Source organism: Bradyrhizobium sp. IAR9, assembly GCF_013408065.1.
GTDB lineage: Bacteria > Pseudomonadota > Alphaproteobacteria > Rhizobiales > Xanthobacteraceae > Bradyrhizobium.
Genome location: NZ_JACBZW010000003.1, coordinates 1 through 25,267, shown reverse-complemented (window position 1 = coordinate 25,267; position 25,267 = coordinate 1). Strand labels below are relative to the sequence as shown.

Annotated in this window: 24 protein-coding genes and 1 tRNA gene; 9 read left to right on the top strand and 16 right to left on the bottom strand. The window is 64.4% G+C overall.

The window, feature by feature from the left end:
• Nucleotides 1-69: 69 nt before the first annotated feature.
• The 4 genes from GGD67_RS09115 to GGD67_RS09100 all read left to right on the top strand — a co-directional run bounded on the left by GGD67_RS09115 (nucleotide 70) and on the right by GGD67_RS09100 (nucleotide 4,743).
• Nucleotides 70-945 carry a F0F1 ATP synthase subunit gamma gene (locus GGD67_RS09115; protein ID WP_018318857.1) on the top strand — a complete coding sequence of 292 codons (876 nt, stop codon included), beginning with the start codon at nucleotides 70-72 and terminating at the stop codon, nucleotides 943-945.
• A 52-nt stretch (nucleotides 946-997) separates the two neighbouring features.
• The gene (gene atpD, locus GGD67_RS09110; RefSeq protein ID WP_018318856.1) at nucleotides 998-2,440 is read left to right on the top strand and encodes a F0F1 ATP synthase subunit beta; all 1,443 of its coding nucleotides are present in this window, start codon (nucleotides 998-1,000) and stop codon (nucleotides 2,438-2,440) included.
• Nucleotides 2,441-2,527: 87 nt separating this feature from the next.
• Nucleotides 2,528-2,935: a F0F1 ATP synthase subunit epsilon gene (locus GGD67_RS09105; protein ID WP_018318855.1), complete on the top strand. Its 408-nt coding sequence runs from the start codon at nucleotides 2,528-2,530 to the stop codon at nucleotides 2,933-2,935.
• Nucleotides 2,936-3,096: 161 nt separating this feature from the next.
• Complete coding sequence (locus tag GGD67_RS09100) at nucleotides 3,097-4,743, top strand: adenylate/guanylate cyclase domain-containing protein (protein ID WP_179732289.1); 1,647 nt, start codon at nucleotides 3,097-3,099, stop codon at nucleotides 4,741-4,743.
• Between the two features lie 287 nt (nucleotides 4,744-5,030).
• Here the strand turns inward: GGD67_RS09100 and GGD67_RS09095 are convergent, their stop codons facing one another.
• From GGD67_RS09095 to proB, 10 genes are all read right to left on the bottom strand, one after another.
• Entirely contained in the window at nucleotides 5,031-5,531 is a 501-nt protein-coding gene (locus GGD67_RS09095) for an RNA pyrophosphohydrolase (protein ID WP_179732288.1), read from the bottom strand.
• A gap of 63 nt (nucleotides 5,532-5,594) precedes the next feature.
• Entirely contained in the window at nucleotides 5,595-6,101 is a 507-nt protein-coding gene (locus GGD67_RS09090; protein ID WP_018318852.1) for an RNA pyrophosphohydrolase, read from the bottom strand.
• A 75-nt stretch (nucleotides 6,102-6,176) separates the two neighbouring features.
• Complete coding sequence (locus tag GGD67_RS09085) at nucleotides 6,177-7,415, bottom strand: divergent polysaccharide deacetylase family protein (RefSeq protein WP_179732286.1); 1,239 nt, start codon at nucleotides 7,413-7,415, stop codon at nucleotides 6,177-6,179.
• A 163-nt stretch (nucleotides 7,416-7,578) separates the two neighbouring features.
• A complete protein-coding gene (locus GGD67_RS09080; RefSeq protein WP_179732284.1) occupies nucleotides 7,579-8,937 on the bottom strand; it encodes a S41 family peptidase in 1,359 nt (452 codons plus the stop codon).
• Nucleotides 8,934-10,292, bottom strand: a complete 1,359-nt coding sequence (locus GGD67_RS09075; RefSeq protein WP_026202085.1) for a murein hydrolase activator EnvC — start codon at nucleotides 10,290-10,292, stop codon at nucleotides 8,934-8,936. The genes GGD67_RS09080 and GGD67_RS09075 overlap by 4 nt, the downstream gene beginning before the upstream one ends.
• 32 nt (nucleotides 10,293-10,324) lie before the next feature.
• Nucleotides 10,325-10,807, bottom strand: a complete 483-nt coding sequence (rlmH, locus tag GGD67_RS09070) for a 23S rRNA (pseudouridine(1915)-N(3))-methyltransferase RlmH (RefSeq protein WP_018318848.1) — start codon at nucleotides 10,805-10,807, stop codon at nucleotides 10,325-10,327.
• A gap of 112 nt (nucleotides 10,808-10,919) precedes the next feature.
• Complete coding sequence (gene rsfS / locus GGD67_RS09065; RefSeq protein WP_018318847.1) at nucleotides 10,920-11,276, bottom strand: ribosome silencing factor; 357 nt, start codon at nucleotides 11,274-11,276, stop codon at nucleotides 10,920-10,922.
• Nucleotides 11,277-11,498: 222 nt separating this feature from the next.
• A complete protein-coding gene (locus GGD67_RS09060) occupies nucleotides 11,499-12,143 on the bottom strand; it encodes a nicotinate-nucleotide adenylyltransferase (protein WP_018318846.1) in 645 nt (214 codons plus the stop codon).
• Nucleotides 12,144-12,163: 20 nt separating this feature from the next.
• Nucleotides 12,164-13,459 (bottom strand): glutamate-5-semialdehyde dehydrogenase, encoded by a 1,296-nt coding sequence (locus GGD67_RS09055; protein WP_179732282.1) that lies wholly within the window; start codon nucleotides 13,457-13,459, stop codon nucleotides 12,164-12,166.
• A 375-nt stretch (nucleotides 13,460-13,834) separates the two neighbouring features.
• Nucleotides 13,835-14,956, bottom strand: a complete 1,122-nt coding sequence (gene proB, locus GGD67_RS09050) for a glutamate 5-kinase (protein ID WP_018318844.1) — start codon at nucleotides 14,954-14,956, stop codon at nucleotides 13,835-13,837.
• Nucleotides 14,957-15,145: 189 nt separating this feature from the next.
• On the opposite strand from proB, the gene GGD67_RS09045 reads away from it, so the two are divergent.
• Nucleotides 15,146-16,114, top strand: coding sequence for a Bug family tripartite tricarboxylate transporter substrate binding protein (locus tag GGD67_RS09045; protein WP_179732280.1), 969 nt, complete (start codon nucleotides 15,146-15,148; stop codon nucleotides 16,112-16,114).
• Nucleotides 16,115-16,142: 28 nt separating this feature from the next.
• A complete protein-coding gene (comJ, locus tag GGD67_RS09040) occupies nucleotides 16,143-16,649 on the top strand; it encodes a competence protein ComJ (protein ID WP_179732278.1) in 507 nt (168 codons plus the stop codon).
• 23 nt (nucleotides 16,650-16,672) lie between these two features.
• On the opposite strand, the gene GGD67_RS09035 is transcribed toward comJ, so the two are convergent.
• From GGD67_RS09035 to GGD67_RS09025, 3 genes are all read right to left on the bottom strand, one after another.
• Complete coding sequence (locus tag GGD67_RS09035; protein ID WP_179732277.1) at nucleotides 16,673-18,307, bottom strand: alkaline phosphatase family protein; 1,635 nt, start codon at nucleotides 18,305-18,307, stop codon at nucleotides 16,673-16,675.
• A gap of 244 nt (nucleotides 18,308-18,551) precedes the next feature.
• Complete coding sequence (obgE, locus tag GGD67_RS09030) at nucleotides 18,552-19,592, bottom strand: GTPase ObgE (RefSeq protein WP_028139191.1); 1,041 nt, start codon at nucleotides 19,590-19,592, stop codon at nucleotides 18,552-18,554.
• Between the two features lie 85 nt (nucleotides 19,593-19,677).
• Entirely contained in the window at nucleotides 19,678-20,160 is a 483-nt protein-coding gene (locus tag GGD67_RS09025) for a MaoC family dehydratase (RefSeq protein WP_177237389.1), read from the bottom strand.
• Nucleotides 20,161-20,428: 268 nt separating this feature from the next.
• On the opposite strand from GGD67_RS09025, the gene GGD67_RS09020 reads away from it, so the two are divergent.
• Complete coding sequence (locus tag GGD67_RS09020; RefSeq protein ID WP_092261509.1) at nucleotides 20,429-21,343, top strand: DMT family transporter; 915 nt, start codon at nucleotides 20,429-20,431, stop codon at nucleotides 21,341-21,343.
• A gap of 162 nt (nucleotides 21,344-21,505) precedes the next feature.
• Here GGD67_RS09020 and GGD67_RS09015 read toward each other — a convergent pair whose 3' ends face one another.
• From GGD67_RS09015 to rplU, 3 genes are all read right to left on the bottom strand, one after another.
• Nucleotides 21,506-22,099 carry a GNAT family N-acetyltransferase gene (locus GGD67_RS09015; RefSeq protein WP_026202082.1) on the bottom strand — a complete coding sequence of 198 codons (594 nt, stop codon included), beginning with the start codon at nucleotides 22,097-22,099 and terminating at the stop codon, nucleotides 21,506-21,508.
• Nucleotides 22,100-22,253: 154 nt separating this feature from the next.
• Nucleotides 22,254-22,523, bottom strand: coding sequence for a 50S ribosomal protein L27 (gene rpmA / locus GGD67_RS09010; RefSeq protein WP_008137923.1), 270 nt, complete (start codon nucleotides 22,521-22,523; stop codon nucleotides 22,254-22,256).
• 103 nt (nucleotides 22,524-22,626) lie between these two features.
• Entirely contained in the window at nucleotides 22,627-23,013 is a 387-nt protein-coding gene (gene rplU / locus GGD67_RS09005) for a 50S ribosomal protein L21 (RefSeq protein WP_008538808.1), read from the bottom strand.
• A gap of 332 nt (nucleotides 23,014-23,345) precedes the next feature.
• On the opposite strand from rplU, the gene GGD67_RS09000 reads away from it, so the two are divergent.
• Together GGD67_RS09000 and GGD67_RS08995 are read left to right on the top strand one after the other, a co-directional pair.
• Complete coding sequence (locus tag GGD67_RS09000; protein WP_179732275.1) at nucleotides 23,346-24,500, top strand: ROK family protein; 1,155 nt, start codon at nucleotides 23,346-23,348, stop codon at nucleotides 24,498-24,500.
• Between the two features lie 572 nt (nucleotides 24,501-25,072).
• Nucleotides 25,073-25,162 (top strand) — tRNA-Ser (locus GGD67_RS08995).
• Nucleotides 25,163-25,267 lie beyond the last annotated feature (105 nt).

Here is a 25,267-nt window from a genome sequence, read left to right as displayed (position 1 = left end):
GGCCGGGCATTGCGATCGGGACAGGCTAGCGGTCCGACGTATCAGTCGAACCGCCGGGGTGAACGAAGAATGGCGTCACTTAAAGACATGCGCGTGCGCATCGCCTCCACCAAGGCGACGCAAAAGATCACCAAGGCCATGCAAATGGTCGCGGCGTCCAGGTTGCGCCGCGCCCAGCAGGCGGCCGAAGCTGCGCGCCCCTATGCCGACAAGATGAGCGCGGTGATCTCCAACATCGCAAGCGCTGCCGCCGGTTCGCCCGGCGCGCCGGCGCTGCTGGCCGGCACCGGCAAGGACCAGGTCCACCTGCTGCTGGTCTGCACCGGCGAGCGCGGCCTGTCCGGCGCCTTCAACTCCTCGATCGTGCGTCTCGCGCGCGATCGTGCCCAGGCGCTGATGGCGCAGGGCAAGGAAGTCAAATTCTTCTGCGTCGGCCGCAAGGGCTATGAGCAGCTCCGCCGCCAGTTCGACAAGCAGATCGTCGAACATCTCGACCTGCGCAGCGTTCGTCAGCTCGGTTTCGTCAACGCCGAGGACATCGCCAGGAAGGTGCTGGCCCGTTTCGAGAACGGCGAGTTCGACGTCTGCACGCTGTTCTACGCGCAGTTCAAGTCGGTGATCGCCCAGATCCCGACCGCGCAGCAGATCATTCCGCTGGTCGTGGAAGAGAAGGCGGCGAACGCGCCGTCGACGTCCTACGAATATGAGCCGGAGGAGGACGAACTCCTTTCGGGCCTGCTGCCGCGCAACATCGCGGTGCAGATCTTCCGCGCGCTGCTGGAGAACACTGCTTCGTTCTACGGCGCGCAGATGAGCTCGATGGACAACGCCACCCGCAACGCCGGCGAAATGATCCGCAAGCAAACCCAGATCTACAACCGAACCCGTCAAGCCCAGATCACCAAGGAGCTGATCGAGATCATCTCCGGCGCCGAGGCGGTCTGACGCACGAACTCAACGACGGTCGTTCAAGTACAGAATTTCGAAGGAGAGCTTCATGGCTACAGCAGCTAACCCGGTCGGTCGCGTCACCCAGGTCATGGGCGCCGTCGTCGACGTTCAGTTCGAGGGCCACCTCCCGGCCATTCTCAATTCGCTGGAAACCAAGAACGGTAACATCCGCCTCGTGCTGGAAGTTGCGCAGCATCTCGGTGAGTCCACCGTGCGCACGATCGCGATGGACGTGACCGAAGGTCTGGTGCGCGGCCAGGAAGTGACCGACACCGGCCAGCCGATCCGCGTTCCCGTCGGCGAAGGCACGCTCGGCCGCATCATCAACGTCATCGGCGAGCCGATCGACGAAGCCGGCCCGGTCAACGCCGAAGGCCTGCGCCCCATCCATCAGGACGCGCCGAGCTACACCGACCAGTCGACCGAAGCTGAAATTCTGGTCACCGGCATCAAGGTCGTCGATCTTCTGGCTCCCTATGCGAAGGGCGGCAAGATCGGCCTGTTCGGCGGCGCCGGCGTCGGCAAGACCGTGCTGATTCAGGAGCTGATCAACAACGTCGCGAAGGCGCACGGCGGTTACTCCGTGTTCGCCGGCGTCGGCGAGCGCACCCGCGAGGGCAACGACCTCTATCACGAGTTCATCGAATCCAAGGTCAACGCCGATCCGAAGAATCCGGATCCGAGCGTGAAGTCGAAGTGCGCGCTGGTGTTCGGCCAGATGAACGAGCCGCCCGGCGCCCGCGCCCGCGTCGCGCTCACGGGTCTGACCATCGCGGAAGACTTCCGCGACAAGGGCCAGGACGTGCTGTTCTTCGTCGACAACATCTTCCGCTTCACCCAGGCCGGCTCGGAAGTGTCGGCGCTGCTCGGCCGTATTCCTTCGGCGGTGGGTTATCAGCCGACGCTCGCCACCGACATGGGCGCGCTGCAGGAGCGCATCACCACCACCCAGAAGGGTTCGATCACCTCGGTGCAGGCCATCTACGTTCCGGCCGACGACTTGACCGACCCGGCGCCCGCGACCTCGTTCGCGCATCTTGACGCGACCACCACGCTGTCGCGCTCGATCGCCGAAAAGGGCATCTACCCCGCGGTGGATCCGCTCGACTCGACCTCGCGCATGCTCTCCCCGCTGGTCGTCGGCGAGGAGCACTACGCGGTCGCCCGTCAGGTCCAGCAGGTGCTGCAGCGCTACAAGGCGCTCCAGGACATTATCGCCATTCTCGGCATGGACGAGCTTTCGGAAGAGGACAAGCTGACGGTGGCACGCGCCCGCAAGGTCGAGCGCTTCATGTCGCAGCCGTTCCACGTCGCCGAAATCTTCACGGGATCGCCCGGCAAGTTCGTCGAGCTCGCCGACACCATCAAGGGCTTCAAGGGCCTGGTGGAAGGCAAGTACGACCACCTGCCCGAAGCTGCCTTCTACATGGTCGGCACGATCGAAGAAGCCGTCGAGAAGGGCAAGAAGCTGGCGGCGGAAGCGGCCTAAGGCGCGAATGGCGAATGGGGAGTAGCGAATAGACGCGCTGCTCTCTTCGCCACTCGCCATTCGCTACTCACCATTCGCAGGTACACCATGGCTACCTTCCACTTCGATCTCGTCTCTCCGGAAAAGCTCGCGTTCTCGGGCGAGGTCGATCAGGTCGACATCCCCGGCGTCGAGGGTGATTTCGGCGTGCTGGCGGGGCATGCGCCGGTCGTGGCTGCGATCCGTCCGGGCATCCTCACCATCACCACGGCTGGCCGCCATGAGAAGGTCATCGTGCTCGGCGGTCTCGCCGAAGTCTCCGAAAAGGGCCTGACCGTGCTCGCCGACGTCGCGACGTCGCTGGCCGAGCTCGACCGCGCCCAGTTCGCGGCGACCATCTCGGAGATGGAAGAGGGGCTGAAGGAGCACGAAGGCAGCGAGCTCGATCAGGCGATCGAGCGGCTCGACCACTTCAAGAGCATCCAGCAGCAGCTCAACTCGACGGCTATGCACTAAGCCCCGGGGCACCGCTCCGGGGCTCGAGCGAGAACCCTGCAAGACATTCCCTGACCAAGTGCAGCGCTCGTCACACCCGTGGCGGGCGCTGAAACTTTGTTGCACCGTGTTACCGATCGCGGCATTCTGCCCTGCGAATTTGTTCCCGGGGCGGGTCGCAGATGAAACGCAAGATCGCAGCGATTTTCGCAGCCGATATTGCCGGTTACTCGAGACTGGTTGCCGAAGACGAGGAAGAGACGCTGCGGCGTCTGGCCTCCTATCGCGAGGTCGTCGACGATTTCATCGCGAGGGCCGGCGGGCGCATCTTCAATACGGCGGGCGATGCCGTGCTCGCGGAATTCCCGAGCGCGGTCGATGCGGTGCGTTGCGCGATCGACATCCAGGAATCCTTGCGGACCCGTAACATGGCCTATCCGCCGAGCCGGCAGATGTCGTTCCGCATCGGCATCACCATCGGCGACGTGGTCGAGCGCAACGGCGATCTGCTCGGCGATGGCGTCAACATCGCCGCGCGCCTGGAGGGGCTCGCCGAGGTCGGCGGCATCTGCGTCTCGCGCGCGGTGCATGAGCAGGTCGCCAACAAGCTCTCGGTGCAGTTCGCCGATATCGGCGCGCAGGAGGTCAAGAACATCCCGACGCCGGTGCATGCCTACATGGTGGCGATGCGGCGCGAGGACGGCAGCTATAGCAAGCCGCAGCTGAAGAAGGCGGCTTCCAAGGTGGCCGCAGCACCGGTGTGGATGTGGCCGCTGGTGGTCGCCGTGGTCTCGGTCACCGGCATCGGCGTCACCGGCTTCCTCTACAACACCAAGCTCAAGCAGACGGCGAATGTCGCAGCGACGCCGGCCGCAGCACCAAGCGCGACTCCAAGCGCGGCGCCGACTCAAATGGTGAAGACGCCGATGATGCCGATGACCGCGCCGAATGCCGGCGCTGCGATGGCGCCGATGCCTGCGCCGTCACCATCGGCCGCGCCGATGGCCGGCAAGTTTGCGGCCGACAGCGTTCCCTTCATCAACGAGCGCGTCCGCAACTACCTTGCCGGCGACTATTCCGCGGCGGGCGACTACAAGGCTTTCGCGGTCAATGTTGGCGGCTTCACCGGCTCGGCCCTGAACCAGCCGAACGAGGAGGCCGCGCGCAACACCGCGATCGAGCAGTGCCAGAAGCGCGCCGATGCCGCGCAATCGCCGCGGCGCTGCGAGCTCTATGCGGTCGGCAACAACGTCGTCTACGCGCACGGCAAGCCGCCGATGCCGCCATCTCCCTATTTCCGGCATGACGCCATGACCGAGCGGACATTCGCATCGAAGGACTTTCCGATGGTGCGCGACCCGCAAAAGGTCCGGCTCGAGAACATGTTCGTGCCCGCGGCGAAATCCCGCTCGGTCGCGCTCGGCCCCGGCGGACAATATTTCATGGTGCTCGGCGCCTCGTCCGCCGAAGATGCCGCGCGGCGCTCGCTGGAATCATGCGGCGCCATCGCCGGCGTTGCCTGCCTCGTGGTCGCGATCGACGACAATTTCGTCGTGCCGATCCCGACCCTGTTCAGGATCACCGGCTTCTTCAACGCCGCCTCCAACGCCTCGATCGTGGCGGATGCGCGCGGCGAGGTCGTGCGCAAGCTCGGTGACGCCATGGGCTGGAATGCGGTCGCGGTCGGCACCGCAGGTCGGCCGGGCCTCGGCCTCAAGGCCGCCGACGAGCAGGCCGCCGTCGCTTCCGCGCTATCCGACTGCGCTAAGCGCGACAGCGACTGCCACGTCATCGCACTCGGCCCGTTCACGGTGGGGCCGATTAATTAGGGTGATGCGATAAAGGCCCCACTGGCGCGCCGACACAGGTGCGTTCCCTCCCCCCTTGTGGGGGAGGGTTAGGGAGAGGGGTAGCCCGGCAAAAGGTGCGAGTTGTTGTCGATGCGCCGAGGCGATCCCGGGCGGATAGAATCCCCGTGTGGTACCCCCTCTCCCCGACCCTCCCCCACAAGGGGGGAGGGAGCGAGATAGCGGGGCCCCCTCACGCAAATGTCCGCCAAAATTTCTCCAACCATTTCAAACCCCATTCTACTGTGCATGGGGTTGTTTTCGCAGTTTTAGTTTGCGAAGGCCGCGAACTGCTGCGCGACGGCCTGATAAACCTTACGCCGGAACGGCACCACGACGTCCGCAACACGATCGAGGCGCTCCCAGCGCCAGGCGTCGAACTCGGCGGGCTGGCCGTTGCGCGGCGTCAGCGGGTCGATCTCGTCATCCTTGCCGGTGAAGCGCAGCGCGAACCATTTTTGCCGCTGGCCGCGAAACTTCGCGAGGCGATGCGTCTGCGGTCCGTCGTAGGGCGGGAATTCGTAAGCGAGCCAGTCGGTCTCGCCGAGATAGTCCGCGCTGACGACGCTGGTCTCCTCCCAGAGCTCGCGCATCGCGGCATCGCGCAAATTCTCACCGTCATCGACGCCGCCCTGCGGCATCTGCCAGTCGAGGCCGGGCAGGATGATCTCGGGTCCGTCGCCCTTAAAGCGATGGCCGATCAGCACGCGGCCTTCGGTGTTGAAGAGGGCGATCCCCACGTTGGGGCGGTAGGGTTTTTCATTCGTCACGCGTCAATCTCTCGTCGTCGTTCCGGCGATGCATTAGCACCGAAGCTGGGACGACAATTCGATTTATTGGTCCGCCAGCGCGGAAAATTCCTGCACCACGCGCTCATAGACCGGGCGCTTGAAGGGAATGATCAGCCCGGTCAGATTCTTCATCGGCTCCCAGCGCCAGCTCACGAATTCGGCCTTGTGGCCGCCGCCGCCGGGACTGGCGACATTGATCTCGCTGTCCTTGCCGGTGAAGCGCACCGCGTACCATTTCTGACGCTGGCCGCGATAGCGGCCCTTCCAGGCGCGCCCGGCGACTGTGCGCGGAATGTCGTAAGTGAGCCAGTCCGGGACCTCGCCGAGCCGCTCGACCGAGCGCACGCTGGTCTCCTCATAGAGCTCGCGCTTGGCGGCGTCCCAGGTGTCTTCGCCGGGATCGACGCCGCCTTGCGGCATCTGCCAGACGTGGGTGTCGTCGACATGCTCGATGCCGCCGGCGCGGCGGCCGATGAATACCCGTCCCTCTGTGTTGATCAGCATCACACCGACGCAGGTCCGGTAGGGCAGATCCTCGTAACGCGCCATTCCGCCAGACCTCTCGCATGCTGTCGGTAAGGCTTGACTGGTCCCGCGGGACCCGTGCCGTACCAATCCGTTGATTTAGCTGGATTTTGATTTCAGCATCGCGGTTGTCAATGGCACCAAAAGGATACCCCGGTCGCCCAACGTCTTGGTCCAGGCGCCGATGCGCTCGATCGAGACGGGAAGGGCGGAGGCGGTGCCGACAGCCGCGCCGCGCTCGCGTGCCGCCGATTCCAGCTTGTTCAGGGCGCGGTCGATCTCGGTCGGGGTCGGCACCACGTCGATCGCGATGTCGCCCTTGCCGAACGGCATGGCCTGGTTCGCCGCGGCCTGGGCTGCGATGCTGCGGGGCGAAGAGCCGTCGTCGAAGAAGCCGAGGCCGCGCTTCGCCGCCTCGCGGATGATCGGCTGCATCGCCGGCTCCGTCGCGACGAAGCGGGCGCCCATGAAATTGGTGATGCCGGCATAGCCCTGCATCCGGCTGAAATGCCAGAACAGGCGGTCCATGTTCTGGTCGGCGCTGAGCGAGGTCAGCAGCGTCTGCGGTCCCGGATCATTGTCCGGGAAGTCGTAGGGCTCCATCGGGATCTGGAGGAAGATCTCGTGGCGCTGCGCGCGGGCCCGTTCGGCGAGCTTGCCGGGATCGGTGCCGTAGGGCGTGAAGGCCAGCGTCACCGCCGCCGGCAGCCTCATGATCGCATCGGTGGTCTTGGCGGCGCCGACGCCGAGCCCGCCGATCACGATGGCAACCACCGGCATCTTGGCGGCCTTGGCGCGATCGGCGTCCGCCGCATAGACATTGAACGGCTTCAGCCCGTCGGCGACCACCGGGATCATGCCGTAGCGTGACTTCTCCAGCAGTTTTGGATTGATCCCGGCCATGACGGGCGGCGGGGCCGACGCGGCCCCGGCCTTGTCGCCTGCGTCCTCGCCGATCACCACGTCATGGCGGGCGCCGGTGGAGCCGTCGATCATGGTGACGGTCTTCTGCTCGCCCGGTGCGGCCTGCTTGGGCGTCTCCTGGCTGTCGTGCTTGCTATCCTGCTTGCTGTCTTGCTTGCCGTCCTGGCCGTGGCCGGCGGCGGGCTTCTCGGCGGGAGCCTTGTCGGCGCCGTTCTCGCGGATGGCGATCCGCGTCATCGGCTCGCCGCCGAGCGGATCCCTGTTGAAGATGGCGAAGCCGGCAAAGGTGAGGAGGAACAGGCCGAGCAGCACGGCGAGCGCCTGCATGGCCGTGAACGGCAACCGCAGCCGGCGTTTTCGACGCGGCTTGTCCTGTCCGAGCGGGGCGCTCAGATCATCGGCCGTTTCAGTCATGCGCGATCCCGAATCACTGCCAATGACGATACCACGCCGGGGTCAAGCGGCGGCAGGCCGGGATAGGCCGGGGATGCCAGGAGTTTCCAGCAACCAGGAGTTCCAAGCAAAAAGGGCGGCTCGAGGAGCCGCCCTTTCGTGGGATCGCGTGGATGCGCCCGACTTAGTTCGCCGCTTTGGGCTTGTCGGTCGCGGCCTTGTTGTCGCCGCCCGGGGTGGGCGCGGCGGAGGCGCTGTTCTTGATGCCGTGGAGCAGGTCGTCGGCGAGCTTGAGCGCCTTGTCGTCCTTGGCGTCCGGCGGGACGTAGGACTGCGAGCCGGTCTTCTCGTCGCCATCGTTCTTCAGATGGCCGCGCAGCGAAGCCTCACCCTTGGTGTCGGTGCGCGACTTCAGCTCGTCCGGCACGTCCTGCAGCACTTCGATGTCGGGCACGATGCCCTTGGCCTGGATCGACTTGCCCGACGGCGTGTAGTAGCGCGCCGTGGTCAGGCGCAGCGCGCCGTTGCCGCTTCCGAGCGGAATGATGGTCTGCACCGAGCCCTTGCCGAACGAACGCGTGCCGACGATGGTCGCGCGCTTGTGGTCCTGCAGCGCGCCGGCGACGATCTCCGATGCCGAGGCCGAGCCGCCATTGACCAGCACGATGACAGGCTTGCCCTTGGTCAGATCGCCCGAATGCGCGGTACGACGCTGGGTCTCCTCGGCATTGCGGCCGCGGGTCGACACGATCTCGCCCTTCTCCAGGAACGAGTCGGACACGGTGACCGCTTCCTCGAGCAGGCCGCCCGGATTGTTGCGGAGGTCGATGATGTAGCCCTTCAGCTTGTCGCCGATCTGATTGGAGAGGTTGGCGACCTCGCGCTTCAGGCCTTCGGTGGTCTGCTCGTTGAAGGTGGTGATGCGGATATAGGCGATGTCGTCGGCCTCGACGCGCGCGCGCACCGAGCGGACGCGGATGTTGTCGCGCACCAGGGTGACGTCGATCGGATTGTCCTGGCCCTTGCGGATGATCTTGAGCTTGATCTTGGTGTTGACGGGGCCGCGCATCTTCTCGACCGCCTGGTTCAGGGTCAGGCCCTGCACCGCCTCGTCGTCGAGATTGGTGATGATGTCGTTGGCCATGACGCCGGCGCGCGAAGCCGGGGTGTCGTCGATCGGCGAGACCACCTTGATCAGGCCGTCTTCCATCGTGACCTCGATGCCGAGGCCGCCGAACTCACCGCGGGTCTGCACCTGCATGTCGCGGAAGCTCTTGGCGTCCATGTAGCTCGAATGCGGATCGAGGCCGGTGAGCATGCCGCTGATGGCGGATTCGATCAGTTTGGTGTCGTCGGGCTTCTCGACATAGTCGGAGCGCACGCGCTCGAAGACGTCACCGAACAGATTGAGCTGGCGATAGGTGTCTGCGGTCGCGGCTCGCGCGCTGGAGCCCATGAACACCGCGCGCGGCTGGGTCACGAACAGCATCAGCGCCGCACCGGTGGCTGCGCTGAGGAGGATTACTGAAGTCTTGCGCATCATCCGCGAACCTTCTCGCCTTCATTTGCGGCCCACCATGGGCCTGGATCGATTGGAGTGCCGTCCTTACGGAACTCGACATACAGCACAGGTTGACTCGCGTTCGTCGCGAGAATGGAGGCGACCTGAGAGGTCGATCCCATCGTCGCAACCGGCTCCCCCGTGAGCACAAACTGTCCGATGTTGACCGAAATGCGCTCCATCCCGGCGATCAGGACATGATACCCGCCCCCGGCGTTGAGGATCAAGAGTTGTCCATAGCTGCGGAACGGGCCTGAATAGACCACCCAGCCGTCACACGGCGTTGTGACCTGGGAGCCGGGCTTGGTGGCCAGCGAAATGCCCTTCTGGACCCCGCCGACCCCGTCGGAACCGCCAAAATCCCTGATCTTGTTACCATTAACCGGAAGAGGCAGGAGACCCTTGGCGGAAGCAAAGACGATCGCGGGGGTGGTCCGGGACCGGTCCTTGAACACGCCCGGCCCGGACTTGGCGCTCGCGCTGGCGCTGGCCGCCGCCTTGGCCTCGGCCTGCCTTGCGGCCTCGGCTGCCTTCTCGGCGGCCTTGGCGGCGCTCTGCAGATCCTGCTCCATCTTGGTGATCAGGCCCTGGAGATCGCCGACCTGTCTCGAAAGCGCGATGGCGCGCGAATTCTCCGCGTCGAGGTCCTTTTCGCGCGCCGCCTGCTGGCGCTGCCGCTCGTCGACGAGGGCGGTGAGCCGGGTCTGGTCGCTCCTGACCTTGTCGCGGTCGGAGGCGAGCTGGTCGCGCTCGGTGGCGATATTCTTGCGCAAGGCCACGAGCTCGCCGAGCTCGCTTGCGATCTTTTCGGCGCGGCCGCGCAACTCCGGCACCACGGCGCCGAGCAGCATCGCCGTGCGCAGTGATTGCAGCGCATCTTCGGGCCGCACCAGCAGCGCCGGCGGCGTGCGCCGTCCGGCCCGCTGCAGTGCTGCCAGCACCTCGACGATGTCGGCACGGCGCGAATCGAGCGAGGAGCGCATCGCCTGCTCGCGTCCGTTGAGCGCGCGCAGCCGGGCTTCGGTCTCGTCGATCTTGGTCTCCACGCTGCGCACATTGGCGGCGGTGTCGATCAGCTGCTGATTGAGCTGAGTGCGGTCCTGGCCGAGTGAGGTGATCTCGGCCTTGAGCTTGGCCTGCGCCTCTTCCGCGCTCTTCTGCCGGGCGCGCGCGGCTTCGAGCTCCTGCTCGCGCTGCTTGATGGCGTCGGGCGAGACGGCGGCGGTCTGTGGCGCCGGCGCTGCGGTCTGGGCTTGCGCGAGGCTTATGTAAGCTTGCGCGAGGCTTGCGCCGGCAACGCTTCCGATCAGCAGCAGGTTGAGGAGCGGCGCTCGCATCGTGTCGGCAAAAGTGCCCGTTGTGGCGCGGATCACGCGCGGTGATAGGGGTGGCCGGCCAGAATGGTGGCGGCCCGATAAAGCTGTTCCAGAAGCATGACGCGGACCATTTGGTGCGGCCAGGTCGCAGAGCCGAACGCGATCGCGAGCTTGGCCTTACGGCGCAATTCGGGCGAAAGTCCGTCCGCCCCTCCGATCATGAAGATAGTATGTCCGGCCCCTTCGTCCCGCCAGCGCCCGAGATGCCGTGCGAATACGGTGGAGTCGAGATTTTGCCCGCGCTCGTCCAGTGCCACCAGGATCGATTTGTCCGGAATATGCGCGGAGATCGCGGCGGCCTCTTCGGTCATCCGCGTCGCGGTGTCGCGCGCGCGGCTCTCGGGGATTTCGTGGACCAGGAGTTCGCGGAATCCGAGCTTGCGGCCGGCCTCGTCGAACCGCTCGAAATAGCGGTCGGCAAGCTCTCGTTCGGGGCCCTGCTTCAGCCGGCCCACCGCAATGACAGCAACGCGCATGATATCTTCAGGGGTCTGATATCTTCAGGGTCGTGTTTTCAAGACCGCGCGCAAATGGCGCGCGCACGACGCTAGCATGCGCGTCAGCCGATTCGAAATCGGCTCGATCAGCCTAGATCGCCTTCGCCGCCCCTGGGCCCTGCGTGTACAATCGCTCGAGATTGTAGAACTCGCGGACCTCGGGTCTGAACACGTGCACGATCACGTCGCCGGAATCGATCAGCACCCAGTCGCAATTGGGCAAGCCCTCGACATGGATGTTCTTGATGCCGTTTTCCTTGAGGCCCTTGGCGACGTTTTCCGCGATCGCGCCAACGTGCCGGTTCACCCGGCCGGTGGTGACGATCATGTAGTCGGAGTACGCCGATTTGCCGCGAAGGTCGATGGTGACCGTCTCTTCCGCCTTCATGTCCTCGAGGCGGGAGAGGATCAGGCTCAGCGTCTTGTCGGCGTCGGGTTGCGCCTTCAAGGCCGCAGCTTTGGCTGATGTTTTACGCGCCGGCTTGGCAACCTTGGGTAAAACAGACTTCGTCGAAGCTGACTTGGACAATACAGATGTGGTCAGGGACCATTCCTTTCACTGTATCGCGAACGCCGAATCCGCGCTCACTGGTTACACTACATCATGTGGGGTTAAGGGTTTCAATATGCCAGAGAGGCGAAAGCCCACACCACATCCACGCCCTCGTCCTCACATTTTACCTTTCCAGCTCCCGTCCGGGTTCCGTAAGCCCGTTGAGGACAGATTCAGCTTCAATCCGGTCAGGAATACCCAGGCCGGCGCCGGCCGGTCCGCAAGCAGCGCTGCCTTGCTCTCGGGCAGGCGGTAGCGTGCCAGCGCCTGGGCTGCGGGGGAGGCGAGGGCGCGAAAACTCTGCGGCGGGCGATCGATGACTGCCATCGGGACCTGGCCGGCGATGCGCCGCCAGTCCTGCCAACGATGGAATTGAGCGAGGTTGTCGGCGCCCATGATCCAGACAAAGCGCAGGCCCGAGAAGCGGCGGCGCAAGGTGTTGATCGTGTCGATAGTGTAGCGCGTACGGATGACGGATTCGAGACAGCTGACCTCGATCCTGGGATCATCGGCGACGTCGCGCGCGGCCTGCATGCGCTCGCCGAGCTCATGCAGATTGCCGTTCTGCTTCAGCGGATTGCCTGGAGTCACCAGCCACCAGACGCGATCGAGTTGCAATCGCTGGAGCGCGAACCGGCTGATCGCGCGATGCGCCTGATGCGGCGGATTGAACGAGCCGCCGAGCAGGCCGATGCGCATGCCCTCCGTGTGGGGCGGGACCGCTTGCGCCACGAAACGCGGCACGACGAAATTGTTGCTCAATGCCCGCCCCGCGACGTTGCTTACGGCCGCGTCTGTCCGGTGCCGTGAACGCGATATTTGAAGCTCGTCAGCTGCTCGGCGCCGACAGGGCCGCGGGCGTGGAAGCGGCCGGTGGCAATCCCGATCTCGGCGCCGAAGCCGAACTCGCCGCCATCGGCGAACTGCGTCGAGGCGTTGTGCAGCACGATCGCGGAATCGACCTCGCTCAGGAATTTCTTCGCGGCCGCCTCATCCGCGCTCACGATCGCATCGGTGTGATGCGAGCCATGGTTCTGGATGTGCGCGATTGCGCCGTCGACGCCGTCGACCACCTTTGCCGCGATGATCGCGTCGAGATATTCGGTGTCCCAATCGTCGTCGCTGGCAGGTTTTACGCGCGCATCGGTTCCTTGCACCGTTTCGTCGCCGCGCACTTCGCAGCCCGCCTCGATCAGCATCTCGACCAGCGGTTTCAGATTTTTGCCGGCCGCCGCGCGATCGACCAGCAGCGTCTCGGCCGCGCCGCAGACCCCGGTGCGGCGCATTTTTGCGTTGAGCACGAGCGACTTCGCCATGGCGAGGTCGGCGCTGGCATCGACATAGACGTGGTTGACGCCTTCCAGATGCGCGAAGACAGGCACGCGCGCTTCCTGCTCGACGCGCGCGACGAGGCTTTTTCCCCCGCGGGGCACGATCACGTCGACCGCACCGTTCAGGCCTGAGAGCATCATGCCAACTGCCGCGCGGTCGCGCGTCGGCACCAGCGTGATCGCAGCTTCGGGCAGGCCCGCCTCGCGCAGGCCCTGCACCAGGCATTCATGGATCGCGCGGCAGGACCGAAAACTGTCCGAGCCGCCGCGCAGGATCACGGCATTGCCTGACTTCAGGCACAGCACGCCGGCGTCGGCCGCAACGTTCGGCCGGCTCTCGAAGATCACGCCGACGACGCCGAGCGGCACGCGCACGCGCTCGATCCTCATGCCGTTCGGCCGCTGCCAGCTCTCGGTGACGATGCCGACGGGATCGGCGATGCCGCGTACGATGCCGATGCCCTCGGCCATGCCCTCGATGCGGGCCGGCGTCAGCGTCAGGCGGTCGATGAAGGAGGAGGTGGCATTGCCGGAGGCGCGGGCTTCGGCGACGTCCTCGGCATTGGCGGCAAGGATCGCCGCAGAGCTCGCGCGGATCGCCCGCTCCATGGCCTCCAGCGCCCGGTTCTTCTGCTCCGGCGGCGCCAGCGCCAGCACGCGCGCGGCAGCGCGGGCACGGGTTCCGAGATCGGACATCAGCGCCTGGAGATCGGCATTGCCGTCAACGGCTTTGAGGGGGGCGGCCATGGGGGTCAAAACCTTCTGCTAAGGCGGTGTCCTAGCACGGAAATCCCGCGTTTGCGAAGGCCGTGGAGGGTATGGCTGAGGCCCGGTCCGCGCTGTCGGCTCGGCCAATGGCCTGGTTGGGCCACGACTTGCGGGACGCCAAAATATCTCGGAATATCAATGCCTAATAATGGAGTCTGCGATGCCGACCGTCGAGGAGCGCGAAGAGCGACGAAAGGCCAAGCTTGAGGCGCTGAGAGCCGAAATCCAGAAGGGTTTCGACAGCGGACCAATGGAAGAGATCGATGATCAGTGGATCGAACGCATCAAGGCTCGAGGACGCGAGCGGCTGGCCGCGCGGAAGCTCTCTGATCTTCGATACGCCCCTTCTCGCCCTTATCCGCCCACCACCAGATCGTCGCGGTGGATCATCTCGGCGCGGCCGCTGATGCCGAGGATGGTCGTGACGTCGGGGGAGGAGCGGCCTTTGATCCGCTCGGCTTCCTCAGCGTCGTAGGCGATCAGGCCGCGGCCGATCTCGCTGGTGTCGGGGCCGCGCACGATCACGGCATCGCCGCGGGCGAACTGGCCCTCGACCTTGATCACGCCGGCCGGCAGCAGGCTGGCGCCGGCGCGCAGCGCCGTCACAGCGCCGGCATCGATCGTCAGCGTGCCCTTCGGCTCCAGCGTGCCCGCGATCCAGCGCTTGCGCGAGGTGATGGGATTGGCCGGCGTCAGGAACCAGGTGCAGCGGCCGCCATCGGCGATCGCCTGCAGGGGATGCTCGATCTTGCCGGAGGCGATCAGCATATGCGTGCCGCCGGTCGTTGCGATCTTGGCCGCCTCGACCTTGGTGCGCATGCCGCCGCGCGACAGCTCGGACTCGGCATCACCAGCGACAGCCTCGATCTCCGAGGAGATGCTCTCGACCACCGGAATGAGTTTTGCGTTCGGATTGTTCTTCGGCGGGGCGTCGTAGAGCCCGTCGATGTCGGACAGCAGCACCAGCAGGTCGGCGCTCGCCATGGTGGCGACGCGCGCGGCGAGGCGGTCATTGTCGCCGTAGCGGATCTCGTTGGTGGCGACCGTGTCGTTCTCGTTGATCACGGGGATCGCGCGCCACTCCAGCAGCTTGCCGATGGTGGAACGTGCATTGAGATAGCGGCGGCGCTCCTCGGTGTCCTGCAGCGTCACCAGGATCTGGCCGGCGCCGATACCGTGCGCGCCGAGCACCTCGGACCAGATCCGCGCCAGCGCGATCTGGCCGACGGCGGCGGCGGCCTGGCTCTCTTCCAGCTTGAGCGGGCCGCGCGGCAGCTTGAGGCGGCTGCGGCCGAGCGCGATCGAGCCGGAGGAGACGACGAGGACGTCGCGTCCCTCGCGGTGCAGCTTGGCCATGTCGTCGGCGAGCGCGGCGAGCCAGGACGCCCGCACCTCGCCCTTGTCGGAATCGACCAGCAGCGCGGAGCCGACCTTGACGACGATGCGGCGGAATTGACTGAGTTCGGGGCTGGCCATGGCGGTCGTCAAATTGCTCTGTCGTTGGTCCGGCGGAGCAAAAAGGGGCGGCGCCGATGCGGCTAGCTTTTGCAGCAGGACGGTGGCCGGCGCAAGGCAGAGGAGCCGGTAAATAGGCCTAACGGCACCCTTGTCGGCCGAGGCCCGGGCAGTCTATGCCTCGAATAATCAATAACGAGGGAGGATGACGTGGACCGACGCAGCTTCATCGCCGGAGGCCTCTCGCTGCCCTTGCTGGCGCAGGCCAGTGGCGCACATGCTCAATCCGGTCCGCTGACGCGCATCATCTTCCCGTTCGCGGCAGGCGGCAGCGGTGATGCCTTGTGTCGTCTCATCGCCGAGCAATTCGGCGCCCCGCTTGGGCGAACCATGATCGTCGAGAATCGTACCGGTGGTGACGGGTTGATCGGAATTAGGGCCGTGAAGGGCGCAAGCTCGGACGGCAATACAATCTTGGTGACGACCGGTCCGACCATGTACCTGCTGCCGATGGTGGAGAATCAACCGAGCTTCGACGCGGCCAGGGATTTCGTCCCCGTGTCGCAACTCGTTCGCTTCGAGTTTGCCGTCGTTGCAAGTCCCGCGATCGGGGTGGGTAGTTTTAGTGAACTCGTCACCTGGTTGAGGGCAAATGTCGCAAAGGCCGCCTATGGGACACCAGGCAGCGGCAACATCCCGCACTTCCTCGGATGGCGACTTGAACAGATCCTTGGTCTTTCAATGACCCGGGCGCCCTATCGCGGGAGCGCGCTTGTCATGAATGATCTCATCGCCGGCCATCTGCCGTTCGGCATCACCACGGTATCCGATGCGATCGCGCAGCATCGTGCCAACGGCGTGAGGATCCTCGCGATTGCAAGCGCAGAGCGCTCGCCGTTCGTTCCCGATGTGCCGACGCTGAAGGAAAGCGGCATCGATCTCGTTGCCGACGGCTGGTACGGCATGTGGCTCCCCGCCGGCAGCCCGCCGGATTTTGCCGAAAAGCTCAGCGCAGCCGCGGTCGCGATGCTGGCCAAGCCGGAGGTGAAGGAGAAGCTCACCGCGATCGGGTTGATTCCGGTCGGAAGCAATGCGGACGGGCTTTCGAAGGAGCTCGCCGCGAACACGGCGTTCTGGCAGCCGATCGTCAAGGCGACGGGATACAAGATCGAGAATTGAACCGTAATCGTGAAGTGGATCTCTGCTAATGGAACAGCAGCTGCTTGGCGCCGCGCGGTTGTTTGCGAGTCACTATCAGATCGTCGTCTGCGACGATCCGCGCAGACCGCTTGGTGCTGATGAAAATTGGAATGACGAGAAAACCAAACGGGGCTTTGCAGGCGCGCCCACGTTCCGCATGATCAATACCGAAGCTGATCTTAATGACCATTGGGTCGAGCTGGTCGCCGCTAGCCGGCCGCCCTCCTTCGATGAATGGCAGCGGATCACCTGCGTCCACTTCCGATCCGAGAGCGGACGCGTTCACGTCATGTCGGTGATCGACAATGAGCCTGCATATTCCGCAGACGTGGAGCCGGGCGATTATTCGATCTATGCGGCCGCGCAAAATCTTGGAATCGATCAATTGAGCCTCGGCGAGAGCACGAAGCTCGCTGATGTCGAATTCGCCCAGCGAAAAGATGTCGAGTGGTATCGCCTCTTTCTGGTTCCGGGCAAACCGGAGTTCGAAGGACGACTCGTGGACCGCCCTTAAGACGTACCGAGCGATGATTTGGCTTACATCTTCGCGCGTTGCGCGATGCCGTCCTTGATCGCGTCGAGCTCTTTCTCATCCCAGATGCCGATCAGGAAGCCGCCTTTCACCTGGAGCTGGTTCTCGGCATAGGCTGCGATCTTTTCGGGGGGCGTGGTGATGTGACCGCTCGGATGCAGCGCCCAGTCGAACAGCTCGGCCTGCAACCGCGCGATGATGCCGGCGCACTCAGGGTCGTCGCCGCGATCGACATATTCCTGCGGATCGGTTTCGAGATCGTACAGCATCGGGCGGAAGCCGGAGGCGTGGATGTATTTCCAGCGGCCGTCGAACACCATGAACAGGCGGCAGCGCTCGATCGGCTGGTTCAGCTTCAGCCGCACGTCCTGCATGGCGTAGTCGTATTCGGAGAACGCGACCTTGCGCCAGTCCGGCGGTGTCGGCCCGCGCAGCAGCGGCAGCAGCGAACGTCCCTCGAGGATGTGGCCCGGCACCTTGCCGCCGAAATAATCGACGAAGGTCGGCGCGAGGTCGATTCCCTCCACCAGCGCGTCGCTGCGCGTGCCGCGCGTGGCGTCAGCCTCTTGCGAAGGGTCGATGATGATCAGTGGGATCTTCGCCGACTGCTCGTGGAACAAATCCTTCTCGCCCATCCAGTGATCGCCGAGATAATCGCCGTGATCGGAGGTGAACACGATCATGGTGGTTTCCAGCAGGCCGCGTTGCTCCAGAAATTTCATCAGCACGCCCATCTGGTCGTCGATCTGGGTGATCAGGCCCATATAGGTCGGGATCACCTTCTCGCGGGCATCGTCGCGCGCCATGTTGCGGGAGTAGCGCATGTCCATGTAGGCGCCGAACACCGGATGCGGATTCTGCCGCTCGCGCATCGAACGGATCGCCGGGATCATGTCCGAGGTCGAGTACATGCTGGCATAGGGCTCCGGCGCGATATAGGGCCAGTGCGGCTTGATGTAGGACAGATGCAGGCACCACGGCCGGCCGTCGGTCTCGGCCTCGCCGATGAAGTCCATCGCGCGGCGCGTCATGTAGGGCGTTTCGGAATGCTCGTCCGGCACGCGCGCGGCCTTGTCGGCATGCACCAGCAGCCAGCCGTTCTGCAAGCTACCGTCTTCCGCCGCGCCTGAATTGGCCCAATGCTCCCAGGGATTGCTGGCTTCAAAACCTTGGCTGCGCAGATATTCGTCGTATTTCGGGCGCGGTCGTCCGGTCGGATGCAGACCGTCGTCGCGCTCATACGGTTCAAAACCGCATTCGGCGACATGCACGCCGATTATCGATTCCGGGGGAATGCCGAGCGCCTTCATGCCTTCGAGATCGGGCGCCATGTGGGTCTTGCCGACCAGCACGTTGCGCACGCCGATCTTGTTGAGGTGATCGCCGAGCGTGGGCTCGCCGACGCGCAGCGGCCAGCCATTCCAGTGCGAGCCGTGCGAGCGCATGTAGCGGCCGGTGTAGAACGACATCCGCGACGGACCGCAGATCGGCGATTGCACATAGGCCTTGCTGAACAGCACGCCGCGCTTCGCCATGGCGTCGATGTTTGGCGTCTTCAGCGTGGGATGGCCGGTGCAGCCGAGATAATCATAGCGAAGCTGGTCGCACATGATCCAGAGAACGTTCTTCGCCCGCGCCATGCGTCATCCCTGCATTTTCTTGATGTTGGATGCTGCGCTATTGGAGGGGCGAAGACAAGCCGGTGATGCGTCGTGACCGCAGCCGCAATCTCCGCCGTCGTCCCTGCGAAAGCAGGGACCCATAACCACAGGGCGTGGTTTGGCGAGGATTCGATGTTCGGTACTGCAACCATCCGCATCGAGAGATCACGCGGTATGGGTCCCCGCTTTCGCGGGGACGACAGTGGAGAGAGCTGTGCTTACTTCACGCCGACCACGGCTCCGCTTCGGCCGCGCTCTTGGCCTTGGCCGACACCGGGGCCTCGCCGATCACCTCGACCAGCGCACGCAGTGCTTCCTTGACACCATCGCCGGTGACGCCGGAGAGCAGCAACGGCGTCTTCTTGGCGGCGCGCTTCAGCCGGTCCTTCTGCTTCTTCAATTCGTCCGGCTCGACCGCGTCGATCTTGTTCAGCGCGACAATCTCGATCTTGTCGGTCAAGAGCCCGCCATAGGCGTCGAGCTCCTTGCGCACCGTCTTGTAGGCCTTGCCGGCGTGCTCGCAGGTCGCATCGATCAGATGCAGCAGCACGCGGCAGCGCTCGACATGGCCGAGGAAGCGATCGCCGAGGCCGGTGCCTTCATGCGCGCCTTCGATCAGGCCGGGAATGTCCGCGAGCACGAATTCGCGGCCGTCAGCATTCACGACGCCGAGCTGCGGATGCAGCGTGGTGAAGGGATAGTCGGCGATCTTCGGCCGCGCCGCGCTGACCTTGGAGAGGAAGGTCGACTTGCCGGCATTGGGCATGCCGACGAGGCCGGCGTCGGCGATCAATTTCAGCCGCAGCCAGATCCAGCGCTCTTCGCCCACCTGGCCGGGATTGGCGTTGCGCGGCGCGCGGTTGGTCGACGTCTTGAAATGCGCGTTGCCGAAGCCGCCATTGCCGCCCTCGGCCAGCACGAACTTTTCGCCGACCTTGGTGAAGTCGTGGATCAGCGTCTCGCGGTCCTCGTCGAAAATCTGCGTGCCCATCGGCACCTTCAGCACGATGTTCTTGCCGTTGGCACCGTGGCGGTCCGAACCTGAGCCGTTCTCGCCCTTCTGGGCCTTGAAGTGCTGCTGGTAGCGGTAGTCGATCAGCGTGTTGAGGCCGTCGGCGACCTCGATGATGACGTTGCCGCCGCGGCCGCCATTGCCGCCGGAGGGGCCGCCGAATTCGATGAACTTCTCGCGGCGGAACGCCACGCAGCCGTTCCCGCCGTCACCGGAGCGGATATAGACCTTTGCTTCGTCGAGGAATTTCATGGGCCATAGGTAGGCCAGCAGGTCTCCCGCGGCAACCCGGATAGACCCGCAAATCGGCCGAATTTCTCGCGATTTCGCCCCTTGCTTAACCAGTCGGCCGGCGCCGGATCAGGAATTTCTGCGTCCCCTCCAGTACCAGCTCCTTGCGCTGGTTGAACACGGTGCTGCGGAGCGTCACCGCGCCGGTGGTACGTCCCGGCACCAGCTCGGTGACTTCGAGCGCGGGGTAGATGGTGTCATCGGCAAACACGGGCTTGAGGAACCGGCTCGACTGCTCGAGGAAGCCCACCAGGGACTCCTCGACCATGAACGGAAACAGGCCGGCGCCCGGTGCGGTGTGGATCAGCGTCTGGAAGCCGTGGGCGAGCAGATGCGGCATGCCGCGGCTGCGGCAATATTCCACGTCATAGTGCACGGGATGGGTGTCGCCGCTCGCGGTCTGGAACGCGGCGAATATCGCCGAGGTCTGGGTCCGGCTCGGCAGCACGAAGCGTTCGCCGATGACGAAATCCTCAAACCAGCGTTGCGTGGGGATCATGCGATGCTGGGTCGGATCGAAATCGGTCATGTCCATGCTCTTTCATTCGGGAGGCGCCTATCGCTACCGCGATGCGAAGAGTGCGACAATCCGTTCAATTCGGCTTGCGCGGGGTTGCCGCGGCGGCTCACGTCATTAAAAACGACCGCAAGCGAACTCTACCGCTGATTTTCTGCGCTCTCTCCGCCCGTCATTGCGAGGAGCGTAGCGACGAAGCAATCCAGACTGCCGCCATGGAGACGGTCTGGATTGCTTCGCTTCGCTCGCAATGACGACCTCTCACAGTCCGACTCATTCGATGCCCCTGTTCAAGAACCTCTCCGCCTATGACGATCGTTCCGCGCGCCTCGCCGGCATCGGGCTGATGGTGCTGTCGATCTTCATGTTCTCGTTCGGCGACGCCATGGGCAAGTTCCTGGTCGGGACTTATTCGGTGGGGCAGCTCTTGTTCCTGCGCGCCTGCGCGGCGCTGCTGCTGCTCGCGCCGCTGATCTGGCGGCAGCGTCATGATTTCGTCCGCCTCGAACGGCCGTGGCTGCAGCTGTTTCGCGTCGTGCTGTCGACGCTCGAGGTCGCCGCCTTCTTCCTCGCCACCGTCTATCTGCCGCTCGCCGACGTCATCACCTATTATCTTGCCGGTCCCATCTTCGTCACCGCGATGTCGGCGATCTTCTTAGGGGAGAAGGTCGGCTGGCGGCGCTGGACCGCGATCCTGATCGGCTTCTGCGGCGTCCTGATCGCGCTGCGGCCATCGGCGCAGACCGTCAGCCTGCCGGCACTGATCGCGCTCGGCGGCAGCCTGTCGTTTGCGACCTTGATGCTGATCACCCGCAGCCTGCGCAAGACGCCCGACATCGTGATGGCATCCTCGCAATTCGTCGGCACGTTTTCGCTGGGCGCGGTGCTGTCCGCCTTCCACTGGGTGCCGCCGACCCCTGGCAGCCTGGTGATCTTCGCGCTGGCCGGATGCGTCTCGGTCACCGCGCTGTTCTGCGTCAACCGCTCGCTCAAGCTGGCGCCGGCCAGCGTCGTCGTGCCCTATCAATATTCGATGATCGTCTGGGCCGTGATCTTCGGCTTCGTCGTGTTCGGCGACGTGCCGTCAATGGCCACACTCATCGGCGCCGCGATCATCATCGGGGCGGGGTTCTACATCTACTTGCGCGAACGGGATTTGGGTCGCGAGAGCGTGGAAGTGAATCCGCCGGCGTAACCCCACTCACGCCGTCGTCCCTGCGTACGCAGGGACCCATACCCACAGGGAGATGTTTTGCGAAGACTCGGAGTGGGCGCTTTGCCTCACACTCCTCCCTGTGGTTATGGGCCCCCGCTTTCGCGGGGGCGACACTGGTGATTGAGGACGCAGTGTGCCCCCCTACCTCATCCTTCGCGCACTGCTCCAGCTCTTCAGCGAGGCCCACACGCCGCGCGAGAGGCGGAAGCAGTCGACCGGCGTCGACGAGCCCAGCGCCAGGAAGCGGTGCAGCTGCACGCCGCTCCACTGGAAGCCGCATTTCTCCAGCACCTTGCGCGAGGCGGGATTGGTGACGCGCGCGCCGGCATAGAGATGCTCGTCCTCGAACTCCTCGAAGAAGAAGTCAATCGCGCCGCGCGCGGCCTCGGTGGCAAAGCCCTGGCCCCAGTGCTCGACGCCGAGCCAATAGCCGAGTTCGGCATTGCCAGGCGTGGAGCAGTCGATGCCGACCATGCCGACCGGCCCGGTATCGTGCTCGATCAGGAACACGGTCTCGCTGCCGAGCGCGGCGGTGGCGCGGACGAAGGCGACGGCGTCGTCCTGGGAATAGGGGTGCGGCAGGCGGCGGGTGTTTTCGGCGACGCGGCGGTCGTTGGCGAGCCGGGCGATGGTCCTGACGTCGGCGAGGGTCGGCCGCCGCAAGGTCAGCCGCTCGGTGGCGACGACACCAGGTCTCGCCTCAGCCAAGGTCGCGCTCGAGAAATCCTGCAACATGTCCGGCTCCGTGAAAGTCACTAAGTCAAAGTGAGCAAGTCAAAAGAAAAGGGGAGGCCGGTTTCCCGCCTCCCCCTTGGAGCCTTCGATCTCTTGCGATCTTAAGGACTCCGCCGGTTTGGTAGGACCGGCGGACTCCAATTTGATCCACCGTCTATTCAGCCGCCTCTGCGAGCGGGAGCACCGATACGAAAGTGCGGCCGTTGGCTTTGGCCTGGAACGTGACGCGACCCTCGATCTTGGCGAACAAAGTGTGGTCCGTGCCCATGCCGACATTAAGGCCCGGGTGCCAGGTGGTGCCGCGCTGACGCGCAATGATGTTGCCGGGAATCACAACTTCCCCGCCGAACGCCTTGATGCCGAGGCGCTTACCCTTGGAATCGCGACCGTTGCGCGATGAACCGCCTGCTTTTTTGTGAGCCATGGCTCGTCTCCGAAATCCTGCGTATTTCTAGATCAATTCCTTGACGGAATCATTTCAAAATTTCTCACGCATCAATTCGTGAATTGGCGTGATCGATTTTGCGTTACTCGGCGGCTTCCGCTGCCGGCTCCTTCGCCACCTTCTCCTTCTTCGGACGCGGGCCCTTGGTGGGCTTGGCGCCATCCGTCAGGATCTCGGAGATGCGGAGCACCGTGATCTCGTCGCGATAGCCGCGCTTGCGGCGCGAATTCTTGCGGCGGCGCTTCTTGAACGCGATGACCTTGGGGCCGCGCTTGTGGTCGAGCACCTCGACCGCAACGGACGCGCCTGCGACCGTCGGAATGCCCAGCACCGGCGTGTCACCGCCGACCACCAGAACTTCATTCAGCTGCACGATCGAGCCGACTTCGCCTTCGATCTTGCCTACTTCGAGAACATCATCCGGCACGACGCGGTATTGCTTGCCGCCGGTTTTGATGACTGCGAACATCGTTTTTTTCTCCGTGTTCAATCCCGGCCTCGCGACTGGTATCGTCGGGGTCGGCTTTTTGTCAGTCGCTATGGGTTTATGCGAGTTTTGTGCGGGCGGGAGTTATCCCTTTGAAAACCCACGCAAAAACAAGCGGCGCGAGAAACGCCCCGCGCCGGGTGTGGGACTTATAGCCGCCGGCAGGGAAGAGTCAAGGAAAACCGCGGAAAAAGGCCCGGATTTGAAGGCCTTGGACCTCTTCCGGTGCCTCGTCGAATCTGCGGGATAGCATTGCAACCATCGGGTTCCCCTGCCGTTGTCCTCGCAAATCGACATGCGGGCAAGGGCTTACCATGGCAACGGACGAACTGGTCAAGGCGACGGGCATCGCCCATCACGGCGCGGAGCGGCTGCCGTCGGTGGAGATCGACAGTTTCAACATCGAGATGAAGGACGAGGACGGCTTTCTCGGCGATCGCGCCAGCAAGGGCGCGTTCCGCGACATCCTCGACCGCTGGCGCAAGCCGCTGCGCAAGACCGGGGAGGACCCGTTCGGCAAGGAGCCCTCGGAGGAGATCAGCAAGAAGACGCTGGATGCCATCCTGGTCGGCGACGACACCGAGGCCTCCGCGGTGGTGCACAGCGCGATCGAGGATTTCGCCCAGGAGCTCGCCTATGTCACCCGGCGTTTCCTCAAGACCAAGGCCTGGGCCAAGACCGAGCGCATCGTGGTCGGCGGTGGCTTCCGCGATTCCCGGCTCGGCGAGCTCGCGATCGCGCGGACCGAGATCATCCTCAAATCCGAGGACTTCAAGATCGACATGATGCCGATTCGCCATCACCCGGATGAAGCCGGCCTGCTCGGCGCGCTGCATCTGGCGCCGTCCTGGATCTTCGAGGCCTATGACAGCATTTTGGCCGTCGACATCGGCGGCACCAATATCCGCTGCGGCCTGGTCGAGACCAACTGGAGGAAGGCCAAGGATCTGTCGAAGGCCAAGGTCGTGAAATCCGAGCTGTGGCGTCATGCCGACGACGAGCCGACGCGCGAGGGGGCGGTCAAGCGCCTCACCAAGATGCTGAAGGGGCTGATCGCGGAGGCCGAAGAGGAGGGCTTCAAGCTCGCGCCGTTCATCGGCATCGCCTGTCCCGGCGTGATCAACGCCGACGGCTCGATCGAGAAGGGTGCGCAGAACCTGCCGGGCAATTGGGAGAGCAGCAAGTTCAACCTGCCGGCGAGCCTGATCGAGGGCATCCCCGAGATCGGCGAGCACGACACCGCGATCCTGATGCACAATGACGGCGTGGTTCAGGGCCTCTCCGAGGTGCCGTTCATGCAGGACGTCGAGCGCTGGGGCGTGCTCACCATCGGCACCGGCCTTGGCAATGCGCGCTTCACCAACCGCCGCAAGGAGAGCGCCAAGGACCGGGACACTACGGAGAACGGCAAGAAAAAGGCCAAGGAAAACAACAAGGAAAACAACAAGGACAGCGCCAAAAGCGACTAGCTGCGCGTTTTCAGGCGAAGTGGACACGTTCGCGTCGAGAAAACGCGCAAAATGAGGAAACTGGAGCCCCGTTCCGGTGTCGTCGGAACGGCAGCGGGCTCCAGAGTAACCTTGACTGGTTAGGTTAAGGGCCGGATTGCGTTGCGGCGCCGGGGCCGCACGCTAGGGTCGAATTGTCGCCTCACCTGGCCGGCGAAGCCGCCCTTCCCAGCCAGTATTGCAATGAGCGGCACGGGACCGCCAGTGTTTACCGCGTCTGGCGGTCCCACCCCGTTTTTTTCGAACATGCAATGAGACGCCCGCTCCGAAGGCGGTGCGCCCCCTTCCCCGCTCGCGGGAGGGGTGGGGAGAGGGTGTCTCCGCATTGGGGTTGTCGAAGCGGACGCCTCGCGCGCGCGAAAACCGGGGCAAATCGCTAATCGGACCACCTTTCCCCCGTTCGCGCCGGGAAAAGGCAGGCAGAGGGCGAAACAGGCAGCGGATTTTCGCCCCGCGCGCCTTGTCTGGCCCGCCATCCTCGCCTATTAACGCCCCCAACCACAGGGGCCGCTGCTCCTACCATGGCGCCTTCAGGAGAGGTGGCAGAGTGGTTGAATGCACCGCACTCGAAATGCGGCATAGGTGCAAGCCTATCGGGGGTTCGAATCCCTCCCTCTCCGCCATTTTAGCCGCTGTCCGGCCCGAAGAGATGGGTAACGGATCGTACCTAAGAGATGGGTGACAACCTCGTGCCGAACGGGTTGTCGAGGGGTTGCAGGGTCTTCTGC

Bases quoted from the DNA above. Each gene is read 5' to 3' on its own strand.
- GGD67_RS09115 (WP_018318857.1), top strand. From the start codon at position 70: ATGGCGTCACTTAAAGACATGCGCGTGCGCATCGCCTCCACCAAGGCG.
- atpD (WP_018318856.1), top strand. From the start codon at position 998: ATGGCTACAGCAGCTAACCCGGTCGGTCGCGTCACCCAGGTCATGGGC.
- GGD67_RS09105 (WP_018318855.1), top strand. From the start codon at position 2,528: ATGGCTACCTTCCACTTCGATCTCGTCTCTCCGGAAAAGCTCGCGTTC.
- GGD67_RS09100 (WP_179732289.1), top strand. From the start codon at position 3,097: ATGAAACGCAAGATCGCAGCGATTTTCGCAGCCGATATTGCCGGTTAC.
- GGD67_RS09090 (WP_018318852.1), bottom strand. From the start codon at position 6,101: ATGGCGCGTTACGAGGATCTGCCCTACCGGACCTGCGTCGGTGTGATG.
- GGD67_RS09085 (WP_179732286.1), bottom strand. From the start codon at position 7,415: ATGACTGAAACGGCCGATGATCTGAGCGCCCCGCTCGGACAGGACAAG.
- GGD67_RS09080 (WP_179732284.1), bottom strand. From the start codon at position 8,937: ATGATGCGCAAGACTTCAGTAATCCTCCTCAGCGCAGCCACCGGTGCG.
- GGD67_RS09075 (WP_026202085.1), bottom strand. From the start codon at position 10,292: ATGCGAGCGCCGCTCCTCAACCTGCTGCTGATCGGAAGCGTTGCCGGC.
- rlmH (WP_018318848.1), bottom strand. From the start codon at position 10,807: ATGCGCGTTGCTGTCATTGCGGTGGGCCGGCTGAAGCAGGGCCCCGAA.
- GGD67_RS09055 (WP_179732282.1), bottom strand. From the start codon at position 13,459: ATGGCCGCCCCCCTCAAAGCCGTTGACGGCAATGCCGATCTCCAGGCG.
- proB (WP_018318844.1), bottom strand. From the start codon at position 14,956: ATGGCCAGCCCCGAACTCAGTCAATTCCGCCGCATCGTCGTCAAGGTC.
- comJ (WP_179732278.1), top strand. From the start codon at position 16,143: ATGGAACAGCAGCTGCTTGGCGCCGCGCGGTTGTTTGCGAGTCACTAT.
- GGD67_RS09035 (WP_179732277.1), bottom strand. From the start codon at position 18,307: ATGGCGCGGGCGAAGAACGTTCTCTGGATCATGTGCGACCAGCTTCGC.
- obgE (WP_028139191.1), bottom strand. From the start codon at position 19,592: ATGAAATTCCTCGACGAAGCAAAGGTCTATATCCGCTCCGGTGACGGC.
- GGD67_RS09025 (WP_177237389.1), bottom strand. From the start codon at position 20,160: ATGACCGATTTCGATCCGACCCAGCATCGCATGATCCCCACGCAACGC.
- GGD67_RS09020 (WP_092261509.1), top strand. From the start codon at position 20,429: ATGCCCCTGTTCAAGAACCTCTCCGCCTATGACGATCGTTCCGCGCGC.
- GGD67_RS09015 (WP_026202082.1), bottom strand. From the start codon at position 22,099: ATGTTGCAGGATTTCTCGAGCGCGACCTTGGCTGAGGCGAGACCTGGT.
- rpmA (WP_008137923.1), bottom strand. From the start codon at position 22,523: ATGGCTCACAAAAAAGCAGGCGGTTCATCGCGCAACGGTCGCGATTCC.
- rplU (WP_008538808.1), bottom strand. From the start codon at position 23,013: ATGTTCGCAGTCATCAAAACCGGCGGCAAGCAATACCGCGTCGTGCCG.
- GGD67_RS09000 (WP_179732275.1), top strand. From the start codon at position 23,346: ATGGCAACGGACGAACTGGTCAAGGCGACGGGCATCGCCCATCACGGC.